The sequence below is a fragment of the Luteimonas sp. A478 genome (assembly GCF_054052025.1).
On the sequence record NZ_JBSVRF010000002.1, the window covers coordinates 1 to 15,494 of the forward strand.

The 15,494-nt window shown below is 67.1% G+C and carries 11 protein-coding genes; 4 read left to right on the forward strand and 7 right to left on the reverse strand.

Annotated features, from left to right (window positions below):
* Positions 1–761: 761 nt before the first annotated feature.
* The 3 genes from cls (at position 762) to ACW7G3_RS03720 (ending at position 6,394) form a co-directional block, all read left to right on the forward strand.
* A complete protein-coding gene (gene cls / locus ACW7G3_RS03710; protein ID WP_456981163.1) occupies positions 762–2,183 on the forward strand; it encodes a cardiolipin synthase in 1,422 nt (473 codons plus the stop codon).
* Positions 2,184–2,266: 83 nt separating this feature from the next.
* Positions 2,267–5,680, forward strand: a complete 3,414-nt coding sequence (locus tag ACW7G3_RS03715) for a hybrid sensor histidine kinase/response regulator (RefSeq protein WP_456975883.1) — start codon at positions 2,267–2,269, stop codon at positions 5,678–5,680.
* Positions 5,681–5,758: 78 nt separating this feature from the next.
* A complete protein-coding gene (locus tag ACW7G3_RS03720; RefSeq protein WP_456975881.1) occupies positions 5,759–6,394 on the forward strand; it encodes an exopolysaccharide biosynthesis protein in 636 nt (211 codons plus the stop codon).
* 33 nt (positions 6,395–6,427) lie between these two features.
* Here the strand turns inward: ACW7G3_RS03720 and ACW7G3_RS03725 are convergent, their stop codons facing one another.
* A complete protein-coding gene (locus tag ACW7G3_RS03725; protein WP_456975879.1) occupies positions 6,428–7,096 on the reverse strand; it encodes a response regulator in 669 nt (222 codons plus the stop codon).
* A gap of 108 nt (positions 7,097–7,204) precedes the next feature.
* Positions 7,205–9,157: an acetate--CoA ligase gene (acs, locus tag ACW7G3_RS03730; RefSeq protein WP_456981165.1), complete on the reverse strand. Its 1,953-nt coding sequence runs from the start codon at positions 9,155–9,157 to the stop codon at positions 7,205–7,207.
* 188 nt (positions 9,158–9,345) lie between these two features.
* Between acs and ACW7G3_RS03735 the strand changes: the two genes are divergently transcribed.
* Positions 9,346–10,743, forward strand: coding sequence for a DcaP family trimeric outer membrane transporter (locus ACW7G3_RS03735; RefSeq protein ID WP_456981166.1), 1,398 nt, complete (start codon positions 9,346–9,348; stop codon positions 10,741–10,743).
* A gap of 415 nt (positions 10,744–11,158) precedes the next feature.
* On the opposite strand, the gene ACW7G3_RS03740 is transcribed toward ACW7G3_RS03735, so the two are convergent.
* The 5 genes from ACW7G3_RS03740 to ACW7G3_RS03760 all read right to left on the reverse strand — a co-directional run bounded on the left by ACW7G3_RS03740 (position 11,159) and on the right by ACW7G3_RS03760 (position 15,413).
* Positions 11,159–11,602, reverse strand: coding sequence for a universal stress protein (locus tag ACW7G3_RS03740; RefSeq protein WP_456981168.1), 444 nt, complete (start codon positions 11,600–11,602; stop codon positions 11,159–11,161).
* 68 nt (positions 11,603–11,670) lie between these two features.
* Positions 11,671–13,332, reverse strand: coding sequence for a cation/acetate symporter ActP (gene actP, locus ACW7G3_RS03745; protein ID WP_456981170.1), 1,662 nt, complete (start codon positions 13,330–13,332; stop codon positions 11,671–11,673).
* Entirely contained in the window at positions 13,329–13,640 is a 312-nt protein-coding gene (locus ACW7G3_RS03750) for a DUF485 domain-containing protein (RefSeq protein ID WP_456975870.1), read from the reverse strand. Before ACW7G3_RS03750 ends, actP begins: the two co-directional genes overlap by 4 nt.
* A 169-nt stretch (positions 13,641–13,809) precedes the next feature.
* Positions 13,810–14,133 carry an EF-hand domain-containing protein gene (locus tag ACW7G3_RS03755; protein WP_456981822.1) on the reverse strand — a complete coding sequence of 108 codons (324 nt, stop codon included), beginning with the start codon at positions 14,131–14,133 and terminating at the stop codon, positions 13,810–13,812.
* A 71-nt stretch (positions 14,134–14,204) separates the two neighbouring features.
* Positions 14,205–15,413: a DesA family fatty acid desaturase gene (locus ACW7G3_RS03760; RefSeq protein ID WP_456975866.1), complete on the reverse strand. Its 1,209-nt coding sequence runs from the start codon at positions 15,411–15,413 to the stop codon at positions 14,205–14,207.
* Positions 15,414–15,494: the final 81 nt, after the last annotated feature.

The window sequence follows — 15,494 nt, forward strand, 5'->3', positions numbered from 1 at the left end:
TGTTAGGCCTGCCGCCAGCGTTCACTCTGAGCCAGGATCAAACTCTTCACTTAAGTCTTGCAGGGCCGAAGCCCTTAAGTCTTGAGTGCAGTCGTCGTTACCTGAGCCCCAATTACTCGCTTGCATTTGCATGCATTTGAATCGTTGTTGCTCTTGTTACGAACGTCTGCATTTTGTGGATGGTCACCCACCTGCCAGACGCCCGCACAAGTCACCTGCGCACACTGTCAAAGAACCCGGGAACAGGCCTCAGCGCCTCGATCCCGACCCCTCGCAACTTCTCGAGGGGAGCCGCACATGATAGCGCGGATTTGGTTTCTGTCAACACCTCGTGAGGGTGACTTTTTCCGTTCCGCTTCCCATTCAGTCGGTGACCGTCCGGGGAGCGAGCCGCACATTCTAGCGCCGAATTGAAGAACGTCAACACCCTTCGAGCAAGGATTCCCAAACCCGCGCGCCTGTTCAGTTTTGCGCGCTGCTGGCAGGGCGGGTGCGAGCCAAAGCGCCTCCTTCGAGCGATCTCCGCGCCGGCTGATGGCCCCGCCCCACGCATCCTGCCAAAGCCCAGGCTTTGCTCCTCAGGCAACCGCGAAGTCACAGCGCGGGGTGCCGATGCCCTTGAGGGCGAAATCAAGGAGGAGGCGGTGGCCGCAGGCCATCGCCGGGGGACATTCGCCATCAAGGGCATCGGCACCCCACGCTTCCGCGACTCATCAGCCCTGCGATGGCAGGTTCACCCCCCTGCATCCAGAATCAGGCCCATGCTCGAACATGACTCCCACATCGGCCTGTGGCTGCTGGCCATCGACTGGCTGATCCGCATCGCCGCCCTGTTCTGGATCCCCACCCGGACCACGCCCGCCGCCGCGCGCAGCTGGCTGCTGCTGGTCGGCTTCCTGCCGCTGGTCGGCCTGCCCCTGTACCTGCTGTTCGGCCACCCCTGGCTCTCGCGCGAACGGGTACGCCGCCAGGCCGAAGCCTCCGAAGCCATCCGCGAAGGCCAGGCCCCGCAGGCCGCCCTGCGCTGGACCCCTCCCGGCACCGCCGCCGACAGCGAGATCGTCCCGTTGGTCGAGCGACTGGGAGGGTTCATGCCGGTGCGCGGCAACTCGGTGGAACTGCTTGATGACTACGACGGCTCGCTCCAGGCCCTGATCGAAGCCATCGATGGCGCCAGTACGCGTGCCCACCTTCTCTACTACCTCATGCACGATGACGCCGTTGGCGAGGCCGTCGTCCAGGCCCTGATCCGCGCCGCGGGCCGCGGAGTGCACTGCCGCCTGCTGCTGGATGCCATCGGGGCCAAGCAGGGCCTGCGCGCCTATGCCCGCAGGCTGCGTGCGGCCGGGGTGGAAGTGCACGACATGCTGCCCGGCGGCCTGCGCTGGCGGCGCAGCGGAAGGATGGACCTGCGTAACCACCGCAAGCTGGCGGTGATCGACGACGACGTGGCCTTTGTCGGATCACAGAACCTGGCCGCCGCGGAATTCGTTCCCGGCCACCCCAACCGGGAGCTGGTGGCACACATCCGCGGGCCGGCGGTGGCCCATGTGGAAGCCATGTTCGCGGTTGACTGGTATCTGGAGACGGGCGAGTTGCTGGAGGTCTCGCCGACGCGGCCTTTGCAGGACGAGGACATGGCCCTGCAGCTGCTGCCCAGCGGCCCGGCTTTTCCCTTTCCCAACGCCCGCGACACCGTTGAAACCCTGATCCACCTGGCCCAGCGCCGGCTGGTCATCACCACCCCATACTTCGTGCCCGACGACAGCACCATGAACGCGCTGCGCGTCGCGGCGCTGTCGGGAGTGGAGGTGCAGCTGATCCTTTCGGCCAGCAACAACAAGCCGTTGGCCAACCTGGCCCAGGAGGCCTGCTACGAGGAGCTGCTTGCATGCGGGGTGCAGATCTCACTCTATCGGCCGAACTTCCTGCATGCCAAGCATATGAGCGTGGATGAGGAGATCGCCATGGTCGGCTCGCTCAACCTCGACATCCGCTCGTTCGCCCTGAACGCCGAGATCGGCCTGATCTGCTACGACCAGCGCGTGGTGGCGCGGATGCGGGAGATCGAAGCCGGTTACCTGGACGATGCAGTGCATCTGTCACTGGAGCAGTGGCAGCAGCGGCCGCACTTCAAGCGCAGCCTGGAAGCCATTGCCCGGTTGGCGGATTCGTTCCTGTAGGCCTGCTCCCGTAACCCTGCTGCGCCGGCACTGTCCGGCACGGGGCGGCGTACACTGGGCCGCGTTCGCGCGGAGGGCGGGAATTGTCGAACTGGGTGCTGCTGCTGGTGTCGCTCGGCTACGCCGCGCTGCTGTTCGGCGTGGCATGGTGGGGTGACCGCAACCCCGGCTTCACCCAGCGCCCGGCGCTGCGCCCGGTGGTCTACAGCCTGGCCCTGGCGGTGTACTGCTCGTCGTGGACGTTCTACGGCGCGGTCGGCACCGCAGCCCGCAACGGCCTGGGCTATCTGCCCATCTATCTGGGCCCGCTGCTGCTGCTGATCTTCGGCTGGCGCATCCTCGAGCGGCTGGCGCTGATCGCGCAATCGCAGAACACGGTGTCGATCGCCGACTTCCTGGCCGCCCGCTATGGCCGCTCGCAGCGGCTGGCCGCGATGGTGGCATTGGTAGCACTGATTGCCGCGGTGCCGTATCTGGCGCTGCAGTACAAGGCGGTGGCGCTGAGCTTGCAGGTGCTAGGCGGCGATCGCATGCCCAGGGGCACCTTCAGTGACCCGGCCCTCTACGTGGCCCTGCTGATGGCGCTGTTCGCGATCCTGTTCGGCACCCGCCAGGTGGATGCCACCGAGCACCGCCCCGGCATGATGTTGGCGATCGCGCTGGAGTCGCTGGTCAAGCTCGTGGCGCTGGTGGCGGTAGGGGTGTTCTCGGTGTTCTGGTTCAGCCGCAACAACCTGGATCTGACCGCGGCGACCGGTGAGCTGCTCGCCAATACACCGGCCACCGGCGTGGTTGCCCAGACCCTGCTCGCGTTCACCGCACTGGTGTGCCTGCCGCGCCAGTTCCACGTGGCGGTAGTGGAATGCGTCGACGCCGGCGACATCCGCAAGGCGCGCTGGCTGTTCGGCGGCTACCTGGTGGTGATCTGCCTGATGGTGCTGCCGATCGCGGCCGCCGGCATGGCGCTGTTCGGTGGCGGCACTGCCCTGGCCGACACCTTCGTACTGGCGCTGCCGCAGGCCGAGGGCCAGAACGCGCTGGCCCTGTTCGCCTACGTGGGCGGGTTTTCCGCCGCCACCGGCATGGTGATCGTGGCCAGCGTGGCGCTGGCGATCATGGCCAGCAACGACCTGGTGATGCCACTGCTGTTGCGCAGTCGCTGGGCCCAGCGCCAGGGCGGCGACGTGGCTTCCACGGTGCTGTGGGTGCGGCGGATCGCGATCCTGTGCTTTGCGCTGTTCGCCTATGGCTATTACCTGGCCAGTGGTACCGACACGACGCTGGCGGCGTATGGGTTGATGGCGTTCGCGGCAGTGGCACAGTTTGCGCCGGCGCTGATCGGCGGGCTGTACTGGCGTGGTGCCAGCCGCCAGGGCGTCGAGGCGGGGCTGCTGATCGGGTTCGGCGTGTGGGTGTACACCCTGTTGCTGCCCACCCTTACCGACGCCGGCTGGCTGAATCCGGCCTGGGTAGAGCACGGCCCGTTCGGCATTGGCTGGCTGCGGCCGCGGCAGCTGTTCGGGGTCGAGGGTTGGGACCCGCTCACCCACGGCACGTTCTGGGCCCTGCTGCTCAACATCGGCGCCCTGCTGCTGGTGTCGGCGCGCTGGCGTCCCGGGCTGGACGAGCGGCTGCGTGCGGCACCCTTCCTGGACCCCTATGCCGAGCGCCGGGTGCTGGGCGCCGATGACTGGCGCGGCGCGCCCATCGCCGACCTGCAGGCGCTCGCGCGCCGGGTGGTGGGCGCGCGTGCCGCGCAGCGTGCATTCGATGATTACGCGGCCAGCCAAGGCCGGGAGCTTGCCCCGGGAACGTTGGCCGACCGCGGCTGGGTGCAGTTCACCGAGCGCCTGCTGGCAGCAGCCATCGGCGCCGCCTCTGCCCGGCTGGTGATCACCAGCACCCTGCGCGGCTCGGGCATGGAGCTGCCCGAGGTGATGGCGGTGCTGGACGAGGCCGGCCAGGAGCTGCGCTTCAACCGCGAGATCCTCTCCAGCACGCTGGAGAACATCGACCCGGGCGTCAGCGTGGTCGACCGTGACATGCGCCTGGTGGCCTGGAACCGGCGCTACCAGGAACTGTTCGACTATCCCGACGGGATGCTCTACCTCGGCCGCCCCGTTGGCGACCTGATCCGCTACAACGCCGAGCGCGGCGAGCTCGGCGAGCTGGACGAAGCGGGCATCCAGGCCGAGATCGACAAGCGCATCGTCTACATGCAGGCCGGATCGCCGCATGTCTCCGAGCGCACCATCGGCAAGGGCGTGGTCACCGACGTGCGCGGCCAGGCCCTGCCCGGCGGCGGCTACGTGACCAGCTACAGCGACGTGACCGAGTACAAGCGGGTGGAGCGGGCGCTGCGCGAGATCAACGAGACCCTGGAGCAGCGGGTGACCGAACGCACCCGCGAGGCGGAGATGGCGCAGCACTCGCGTACCCGATTCCTGGCTGCGCTCAGCCACGACGTGCTGCAGCCGCTGAACGCAGCGCGGCTGTTCACCTCGGCCATGCGCGAAACCGATGATCCACCGGAACAGCTGCGCCTGGCCGAGCGGGTGGATTCATCCCTGCGCGCCGCCGAGGAACTGCTCGACGGCCTGCTTGACGTGTCGCGCCTGGACGCGGGCGCACTGCGGCCGGAATGGTCCAGGTTCGACGCCGGCGCCCTGGTGCGTGAGCTGGTGGCCCAGCACGCACCAATGGCCGGGGCGCGTGGGCTGGAATTGCGCGCGCATGCGCCAGCCCTGTGGGTGCGCAGCGACCGCCGCCTGCTGCGCCGGGTGATCCAGAATTTCCTGGTCAATGCGCTGCGCTACACCCGCCAGGGCCGGGTGCTGGTGGCCGTGCGCCCGCAGGGCAACGAGGTGGCGCTGCAGGTCTGGGACACCGGGCCCGGGATTCCGGAACACCACATGCGCCAGATCTACGACGAATTCCAGCGTTTCGAACAACCCTTCGACTGGGATGAGCGCGGCATGGGCCTGGGCCTTTCGATCTGCCAGCGTATCTCGCTGCTGCTCGACCACCGCCTGGATGCGCGCTCTGAAGTCGGCCACGGCAGTATGTTCTCGATCATGGTGCCGCGGGCCCCCGCTGGTGGTGAACAACCCCTGCCGCCGCCGCAGGTGGATGACGGCCTGGAAGGCATGCGGGTGCTGTGCGTGGACAACGATCCGGAGATTCTCGCCGGGATGCGCGCCCTGCTTGAACGCTGGGGCGTCGAGCCTTTGCTGGCAGCCACCGTCGACCAGGCGCTGGCGCTGGCTGGCGAAGATCCACAGGTACTGCTGGTGGATTACCACCTGCACGACCGCCTGGACGGGCTGGGCACGCTGGATGCCCTTCGCGCCGCCGGCATCCAGGCGCCCGGCGCGCTGGTCACGGCTGACGGCAGCGACCGGCTCAAGCAGGCCGCCCGCCAGCGCGGCTACCGCGTGCTCACCAAACCGGTGAAGCCGGCCTCGCTGCGGGCGTTCCTCTCAGCCAGCCGACAATAGTGTTTACACTGGCCCGCCCGCAATCTTTCCGGCAGCGCCCGGTCCATCCCCGGACCGGCACCACGCCGGCTCTCTGGAATGACTGACTCCACTTACCGCTCCACCCTTGGCGACCGGCTGGAAGGTGTCATCGCCGGCCTGGACGGCGACTCGCTCACCCTGGGCCAGATGCTCGACCACGTCGGCACCCAGGGCCTGCTGCTGCTGGCCGCGTTGCTGACCCTGGTGTTCCTGATCCCGGTCTCGATCCCCGGCGTGAGCACGGTCTTTGGCGCCGCGATCCTGCTGATCGGAGTCAGCCGGCTGCTGGACCGGCCGCTGTGGCTGCCGGCCAGGCTGCGCAACCGCGAGCTGCCTGCCGAGCGGGTGCGCGAGATGCTGGGCCGCGGGATGACCTGGGTGCATCGGATGGAGCGGATCAGCCGCCGGCACCGGATGCCGGGGCTGGCCGAAGGCCGGGCGATGGACATCATCAACAGCCTGGCCTTCATCTTTGCCGCAATCCTGCTGATGATGCCGTTCGGGTTCATCCCGTTCAGCAACACCCTGCCGGGCATCGCGCTGCTGTTCTATGCGGTCGGGATGATCCAGCGCGACGGCGTGGCGATCCTGCTCGGCCACCTGGGCACGGTGGTGACGGTGGTGTACTTCACCTTCCTGATCGCCGGTGGCGGCTGGGCGCTGCTGGCCCTGTGGCAACACTTCTCCGGCTGATGACCGGCGACGGCTGAAGCACTGCCGACGGCGTCAGGAAAAGGCGTCGTCGCCTTCCGCCACGCCGTCCGGATCCAGCGCCAGCCGGCCGGCGATCAGCACCGCCTGGGTGCGGTTGGTGGCGCCCAGTTTGCGCAGGATCGCGCTCATGTGCGCCTTGATGGTGGCTTCGGACACGCCCAGCTCCCAGGCGATCTGCTTGTTGAGCAGGCCGGTGGCGAGCATCTGCAACACCCGGAACTGCTGCGGCGTGAGCTCCCTCACCCTGGCCGCGACGTCCTGTTCGACCTCGTCCGCGGCAGGAGCCGCGGCGGCGGCTTCCGGCGCCCAGCGCTCGCCATCAAGCACCTGCTGCAATGCTTGACCCAGCGTCTGGGCATCCACCGACTTGGGAATGAAACCCGCCGCGCCGTGATCCAGCGCGCGCCGCATCACCGCCGGCTCTTCCCGGGCGGACACCACCACCACCGGCAATTCCGGATAGTGCGCGCGCAGATACACCAGCACGCTGAACCCGTGCGCGCCCGGCATGTTCAGATCCAGCAGCAGGAGATCGGCATCAGGCTCGGCCTCGATCAGCCGGAACAGCCCGTCGGCATCTTCGGCCTCACGCAGGGTCGCCTGTGGCAGGACCCGCGCGATGGCGCCCCGCAGGGCTTCCCGGAACAGGGGGTGATCGTCTGCGATCAGCAGGGTCGGCATCGGCTGCGGCAGCTCAGCTGAACGGAGTCCGAGTGTGCACCATGACGCCACAGGCGTCACGGCGGCCCGTCTCCTGTCTGGAGTACGGGCCGCACGACTGGCAACGGCTCAGGCCTGGCGGCGGTCGTTGACCAGGGCTTCGACTACCGATGGGTCGGCCAGGGTGCTGGTATCACCCAGCTGCTCGGGAGCGTTCTCGGCGATCTTGCGCAGGATCCGGCGCATGATCTTGCCCGAGCGGGTCTTGGGCAGGGCGTGCGCCCACTGCAGGTGATCGATCATCGCGATCGGACCGATCTCCTTGCGCACATGCGCGATCAGCTCTTTGCGCAGCTCCTCGGTGCCCTCTTCATCGCCGATCAGGGTCACGTAGGCATAGATGCCCTGGCCCTTGATGTCGTGCGGGAAGCCAACCACCGCCGCCTCGGCCACTTTCTCATGCCCCACCAGCGCACTCTCCACCTCGGCGGTGCCGATGCGGTGGCCGGACACGTTGATCACGTCATCCACCCGGCCGGTGATCCAGTAGTAGCCGTCGGCATCGCGGCGGCAGCCGTCACCGGTGAAGTAGGCCCCGGGATAGGTCTTGAAGTAGGTGTCGATGAAGCGCTCGTCGTCACCGTAGAGCGTGCGCATCATTCCCGGCCAGGCATCGGTGATCACCAGGTTGCCCTCGCCTTCGCCCTCGATCAGCTCGCCGTTGGCGTCCACCAGCGCCGGCTGTACGCCGAAGAAGGGGAAGGTGGCCGAACCGGGCTTGAGATCGAAGGCACCGGGCAGCGGAGAAATGAGGATGCCGCCGTTCTCGGTCTGCCACCAGGTGTCCACGATCGGACAGCGACCGTCGCCAACCACATCGAAGTACCAGCGCCACGCCTCGGGATTGATCGGCTCGCCCACCGTGCCCAGCAGCCGCAGCGACTTGCGCGAGGTGGCCTTCACCGGCTCCTCGCCCTCGCGCATCAGCGCGCGGATTGCGGTTGGGGCGGTGTAGAAGATGGTGACCTGGTGCTTGTCCACCACCTGCCAGAAGCGCGAGTAGTCCGGGTAGTTGGGCACGCCCTCGAACACCAGGCTGGTGGCGCCATTGGCCAGTGGTCCGTAGACGATGTAGCTGTGCCCGGTGACCCAGCCCACGTCGGCCGTGCACCAGAAGACGTCGTCGTCCTGGATGTCGAACACCAGCTCGTGGGTGTAGGCCGCGTAGACCAGATACCCGCCGGTGGTGTGCAGCACGCCCTTGGGCTTGCCGGTGCTGCCGGAGGTGTAGAGGATGAACAGCGGGTCCTCGGCGTTCATGCGCTCGGGCTCGCATTCGGCCGGCTGGCTGTCGACCACCGCGTCGTACCAGCGGTCGCGCGGCATCTGCATGTCCACCGCACCGCCGGTGTGGCGCACCACCAGCACGGTTTCCACCGTTTCGGTGCCGGGCAGTTTCAGGGCCGCATCGACGTTGGCCTTCAGCGGCACCTTGCGGCTGCCGCGCAGGCCCTCATCGGCGGTGATGATCAGCTTGGCGCCGCAGTTGCCGACCCGGTCGGCGATGGAGTTGGGCGCAAAGCCCCCGAACACCACCATATGGATGGCACCGATGCGCGCACAGGCCAGCATCGCGACTGCGGCCTCGGGGATCATCGGCAGGTAAATGGTGACCCGGTCACCCTTCTTCACCCCCAGCGAGCGCAGCGCGTTGGCCAGCTTGCACACGCGCTCGTGCAGGTCGCGGTAGGTGATGTTCTGCGCCGGGGTGTCTGGCGAGTCCGGCTCGAACACGATCGCGGTCTTGTCCCCGCGCTCGGCCAGGTGGCGGTCCAGGCAGTTGACGCTGACATTGAGCTCGCCATCGTCGAACCAGCGGATCCGGAAGTCGTCCAGCGCGAAGCTGGTGTCCTTGATCCGGGTGGGCTTCTTCATCCACTCCAGACGCTCTGCGGCCCGGCCCCAGAAGGCGTCCGGATCACGCAATGATTCCTGGTAGAGCCGCTCGTATTCTTCCTTGCCGATGCGCGCTTTGGCGGCAAAATCGGCCGGTACCGGATAGATGTCCTGGGGCGTGGTCATGCGGTGTTCCTCCCGAAACTGTGGTCCCGACTCCAGTGTGCCGCATCCGTTACCGGGCAGGCTTAGACCTTGGTCTATCCATATGCTGCAATACAACCAATTGGGAATACGCTCGGGAGCACAGGTCAGCGGGTCGTCCGTTGCCATGCCCCGCGCTGCGTCTCGGAACCGACTCCATGGAGAGAAACATGTCTGGATCACACCGCGCCGGCACCGCCGGCACCGTACCGGCCGGCCCCATACCGGCACTTCGCCGGCCCCTGGCCGCCGCAGTCCTGCTGGCCCTGCTTGCCCCCGGCCTGGCACTGGCCCAGAGCCCGCGCGAACAGGAACTGGAAGCGCGCGTTGCCGAGCTGGAGCGGGTCGTCCAGCAGCTGCTTGAGCAGCGGGACACCACCGTGGAAGGTACCGCCCAGGCGCCCGCGCCGGCTCCTGCAGCGGCGCCCGCCGTCCCGGCTGGCGCCCAGCCGATCCAGACCACCACCATCACCCCGCAGGCCAATCCCGGCACCCGCTTCACCGTAGGCGGCATGGTGCGCCTGGACGCCATGGCCACCAAGACCACCGACGGCGAGATCGCCAAAGGCACCGCCGGCCGCGATTTCTACGTACCCGGCGTGATCCCTGTGGGTGGCGAAGGTGCGGACGTATACATGGACAGCACCGCCAAGTTCTCGCGGCTGTGGTTCGACGCCAGCACCGAGCTCGACACCGGCGACAAGCTCGGCGCACGCTTCGAGATGGACTTCTTCGGCGGCTCATTGGGCAACACCGCGGCCACCAACACCTATGGCGCCATCGTCCGCCACGCCTACGTGACCTGGAACAACCTGCTGGTAGGCCAGACCTGGTCGAACTTCATGGACACCGGCGCCCTGATCGACGCGGTCGACTTCATCGGTCCGACCGACGCGGTGGTGTTCGTCCGCCAGCCGCAGATCCGCTACACCCACGGCCCGCTCACCGTCTCGCTGGAAAACCCGGAAACAACCGTGCAACCGTTCGGCGGCGCGCCGCGGGTGATCACCGGCGACAACAGCGTGCCGGACCTGATTGCGCGCTACACCCACAAGGCCGACTGGGGGCACTTCGGCATGGCCGGCATGGTGCGCCAGCTCAAGTACGAACCGATCGCTGGCAGCTCCGATTCCGCGACCGGCTTCGCCGCCAGCATCAGCGGCCTGGTGAAGCTGGGCGAGCGCACCGACATCCGCTACCAGGCCACCGGCGGCGAAGGCTTCGGCCGCTACGTTGGCCTGGCCACGATCCAGCAGGACGCCATGGCCGATGCGGCCGGCAACATCGACGCCCTGGGCGGCTGGGCCGCCTACGTGGGCCTTCGCCACGTGTTCAACCCCACCCTGCGCGGCAACCTGTTCTACGCCCGCTCGCAGTGGGACAACAGCACCGACCTGACCGGCTTCGGCGTCACCCGCCGGGTGCACTCCACCCACGCAAACCTGATCTGGTCGCCGGTGCCCAAGCTGGACTTCGGCGTCGAAGCCATCTGGGGCGAGCGCACGCTCGAATCCGGCGTCGACGGCGAACTGCTCCGCCTGCACACCACGGCGCGCTACTCGTTCTGAGTCCGCCGCAACTGATCCCAAAGGGCCCGCACAAGCGGGCCCTTTTTTGTGGTGGCTGGGTTCACGCGGCTTCGCGCGCATGGCGCGCTCCTACAGGAGAGCGCCTCGATAGCGAATGTCCTGACATTCAGCGCGTAGCACCCACAGCAGCAGCGCCAGCCACCCCCCAGGTACCTGATAACCCCCCTCCGCAAGCCGAGCCCCGTCGTGGCTGGGAGGCCTTTGCGGGAAGTAAAGGAGGAGGCATCCGCCGCAGGCGGAGGCCGGGGGACATGAGCGCAAAGGCCTCGCGGCCGCGACGGGGCCCGTCAGCTCACCGCAACATGGATCGAAGCCAAGCCCTCCCGCACAAAAAAACCCGCAATCGAAACCGTCCGATCGCGGGTCCAGAGTTGTCGCCGCAGCGGAACCGCCCTCAGCGCACCACCAGCACCGGCAGCGTGCTGTGGGTGATCACCGCATTGGCCTGGCTGCCTAGCAGCAACCGGTTGAGACCACGACGCCCGTGCGTCGCCATCACGATCAGATCCGCACCCCGCTCCTTCGCAACCTCAAGGATCGCCTCGGCCGGATACGCGTCCGCCACGTAATGCGTCTTGTGCGTCACGCCCAGCGCACTCGCTCGATCACCCGCCGTCGCCAGGATCTTCGAGGCCGCCTCGCGGCTATGCGCCCGGTACTCGTCGAGCATGCTCACCGACCCGCCCCACAGCTGGCCGGCGTCAACCGACTGCCAGGGCTCGGTCACCGTCACGATGGTCGCCTCGGCGCCAGTAGCCACGGCCAGCCTGAGCCCCTGCTCAAGCCCCTTGGTGGCCAGTTCCGATCCGTCCGTGGCAATCAGGATGTGCTTGTACATGGAATTACTCCCTCAGCGGTGGAACCACCATGGTACCGGGCCGCACAGGGCGGCCCGGTACCGCCGGATCAGTGGTCAGACGCCGAAGTGGCACCAATGCCGGTCTGGCTGCGCACCGTCAGCGCCTCGAACGCGTGACGCTCTTGCTCCGCCGCCTTGCTGCGGTCAGTCACCGAGAACAGCCAGATGGCGATGAAGGCCAGCGGGATGGACACGATGCCCGGGTTCGGGAACGGCACCACCGGGCTGGCGAAGCCGAACACGTCCACCCACACCGTCTGGCTCAGCACCACCCACAGCGTGGCTACGATCAGTCCCGTGAAGCCGCCGATCGTCGCGCCGCGGGTGGTGCACCCGCGCCACGAGATCGACAGCACCAGCACCGGGAAGTTGGCGCTGGCCGCGACCGCGAATGCCAGCCCGACCATGAAGGCCACGTTCTGGTTCTCGAACACGATGCCCAGCAGAATCGCCACCACGCCCAGGGTCACGGTTGAGATGCGCGAGATCCGCAGCTGCTGCTTCTCCGTCGCCCGGCCGCGGGCAAACACGTTGGCATACAGGTCATGCGAGATCGCCGCCGCACCGGCCAGCGCCAGGCCCGCCACCACCGCCACGATCGTGGCGAAGGTCACCGCGGCCAGGAAGCCCAGCAGCAGGCTGCCACCCATCGCGTTGGCCAGGTGCACCGCCACCATGTTGGTGCCGCCAATCAGCCCGTCGATCATGTTGAAACTGCCATTTGACGCGACTTCAAAGAACTCCGGATTGCGCACCAGGATGGCGATCGCGCCAAAGCCGATGATGAAGGTCAGCAGGTAGAAGTACCCGATGAACGTGCTCGCATAGATCACCGACTTGCGCGCCTCCTTGGCGTTGGCCACGGTGAAAAAGCGCATCAGGATGTGCGGCAGGCCCGCCGTGCCGAACGCCAGGGCGAGGCCCAACGAGAGCGCGTTGAGCGGATTGCCACTGACCTGCGAGCCCGGCTGCATGATCGACGCACCGGTCGGGTGCACGGCCACTGCTTCGGCCAGCATCGTATCCGGGTTGAAGTTGAACGCGCCCAGCACCAGGAACGCCAGCAGCGAGGCGCCGAACAGCATCAATACCGCCTTGATGATCTGCACCCAGGTCGTGGCGGTCATGCCTCCAAAACCCACGTAGACCATCATCAGCGCGCCAACGATGACCACCGCGATGTTGTACTGCAGGCCGAACAGCAGCACGATCAGCTTGCCCGCGCCCACCATCTGGGCAATCAGGTACAAGGCGATGATGAGCAGCGACGCGCTGGAAGCCAGCACCCGCATCTTCGTTTGCCCGAGCCGGAACGAGGTCACGTCGGCGAAGTTGTAGCGGCCCAGGTTACGCAGCCGCTCGGCGATGAGGAACATCACCACCGGCCAGCCGAACAGGAACCCGATGGCGTAGATCATGCCGTCGAAGCCGCTGACATAGACCATGCCGGCGATACCCAGGAACGACGCCGCCGACAGGTAGTCGCCGGCAATCGCCAGTCCGTTCTGGAAGCCGGTGATGCCGCCACCGGCGGTGTAGAAGTCCGACGTGGTCTTGGTGCGCCGTGCGGCCCACCAGGTGATGCCCATCGTGGCCGCGATGAACACCAGGAACATGACGATGGCGGAATTGTTGGCCTGTCCGGGGGCCGCGGCCAATGCCGGTACCGGGAGCAGGGCTGCAGCCGCAGCAAGGACAAGGCGGCTCATGTCACATCCCTCAGCACGGCTTCAAGCAGCGGATCGAAGTACTTGTTCGAAAAACGCACATAGGCGGCGATCATCACCACTGCGCTGACCGCCACGATGGTGGCCGTCAACACGCCGATACTCATGGTGAAGCCCGGCCCGATGGGTCGTGAAAACAGTTCCGGCAGGTACGCCAAGGTGACGATGAAGCCTGCATAGATCACGATCATCACCGCGAAAAATATCAGGCTCACCCGGGTGCGCTTGTGTACCAGCTCCTGGTATTTCGGGTGCTCCACCACCCGACGGACCATCTCGTCGTTCTGCATCTCCACTCCCTCCATTCATGGATGCCCCGTGTCCCGACCGCCCGCTGGCTGGCGCCTGCGGGACCGATGGTGACGGGTACATCGCCGAATGTAGTGAGGGCCCGGAGGCGGGCACAGACGACCTTGGTATAACACCGGCCCCCAGCCTGCATGCCGGGGAAGACCGGGCTCAGCGCGGCGGAGCGGCCAGTTCGCGCGCGTCCAGGAACCCGTCCCGGTTGGCATCCTGGCGGTTGAAGCGGTCTGTCAGGCGGGCGCGGTGCTCGGCCAGGGTCAACGCCTGGCCCCGCCCGCCGGGCAGCTCATCAGTGCTGAGCACGCCGTCGCCATTGCGGTCCATGCGCTGGAAGGCATAGGTCATCCAGGCCAGGTACTCGTCCAGGGAGACCCGGCCATCGCCATCGGTGTCCATCCGCTCAAGATACTCAGCGGTGGCCTGCACCTGCGCCGATGCCCACCCTGGCACCAGCACCAGTATGAGCACCAGTGAGATTGCGAGCGCCACAGGTCCCAACGCCGATCGCCGCGCGGGCGGTTGGCAGCGGGGGCCTGCGGCGTGCGGACTCACGTCCGCGCGTTCTGCAGTGAATAGCCCTTGAGCCGCTGCGCATAATCGTGCAGCAGGCGATTGCCGCTTTCTTCGGCTTCCCTGCACCAGGCCTGCAGCTGGGCCAAGCGCTCGGAGGCGTCATGGCTGCGGGCTTCCAGCACGGCGCGCAGGCGCGCGCGGTATTCGATCAGGGTGTGGATCTGCGGGCGCTCTTCCACCCAGCGCTGCAGCTGCTCGCGCGCCTCCGGCTGAAGCCAGCGGCCGTCGTCCACCAAACCCTTACGCAGCTTGCGCGGCAGCAGCGCGCGCAGCTTCTCGCCGGCCAACCGCGCTTCCTCACGCAGCGCCGGCTTGAGTACCTTGCGCTGGTAATCAGTCATGGCCTGGAAGCGGAGCGCCAGCAGCGCCCGCATGGTGTCGGTATCGGGCACGTTGATGTTGGGGCGCACATCCAGCGATGGCGCCACCCGCAGCACCTTGGCCAGGCGCAGCTTCTCCAGTCCGCGGATCACCAGCCAGCCGATATCCAGCTCCCAGCGGCGCAGCGCGAACTTGGCCGAGCTGGGAAACGCGTGGTGGTTGTTGTGCAGCTCTTCGCCACCGATCCACACCGCCCAGGGCGTCAGGTTGGTGGCGGTGTCGTTGGTTTCAAAATTTCGATAGCCCCACCAGTGGCCCAGGCCGTTGACCACGCCGGCCGCCCAGAACGGGATCCAGGCCATCTGGATCGCCCAGATCGCCACCCCGGCAAAGCCGAACAGGGTGAACTGGATCACCAGCAGCACCACCGGCCCCATGGTGGCCCAGGGTGTGTACAGCCGGCGCTCGATCCAGTCGTCGGGCGTGCCCTTGCCGTACTGCTCCATGTCCGCGCGCTGGCGGCGTGCTTCCCGGTACAGCTCCACGCCGCGCCAGAACACGTTGCCGATGCCCTTGTGCATGGGGCTGTGCGGATCCTCTTCGGTCTCGCACTTGGCGTGGTGCTTGCGATGGATGGCCACCCACTCGCGGGTGATCATCGACGTGGTCAGCCACGTCCAGAAGCGGAAGAAGTGGGCGATGACCGGATGGAAATCCACCCCCCGATGGGCCTGGCTGCGGTGCAGATACAGGGTGACCGCAAGGATCGTCAGCTGGGTGGCAACCAGGAGTACGAGGACAAGCTGCCAGAAACCGAACTGCAGCAGGCCCCCGGCAAGGAAATCGAGCAGGAGCGCGGACATGGGGAGAGCATTACCGTAACGGCGGGGAAGACTGGTCATGATGGAGGGTGCTGTCCGCGATTGCCATCCTTGCCGGGCTCC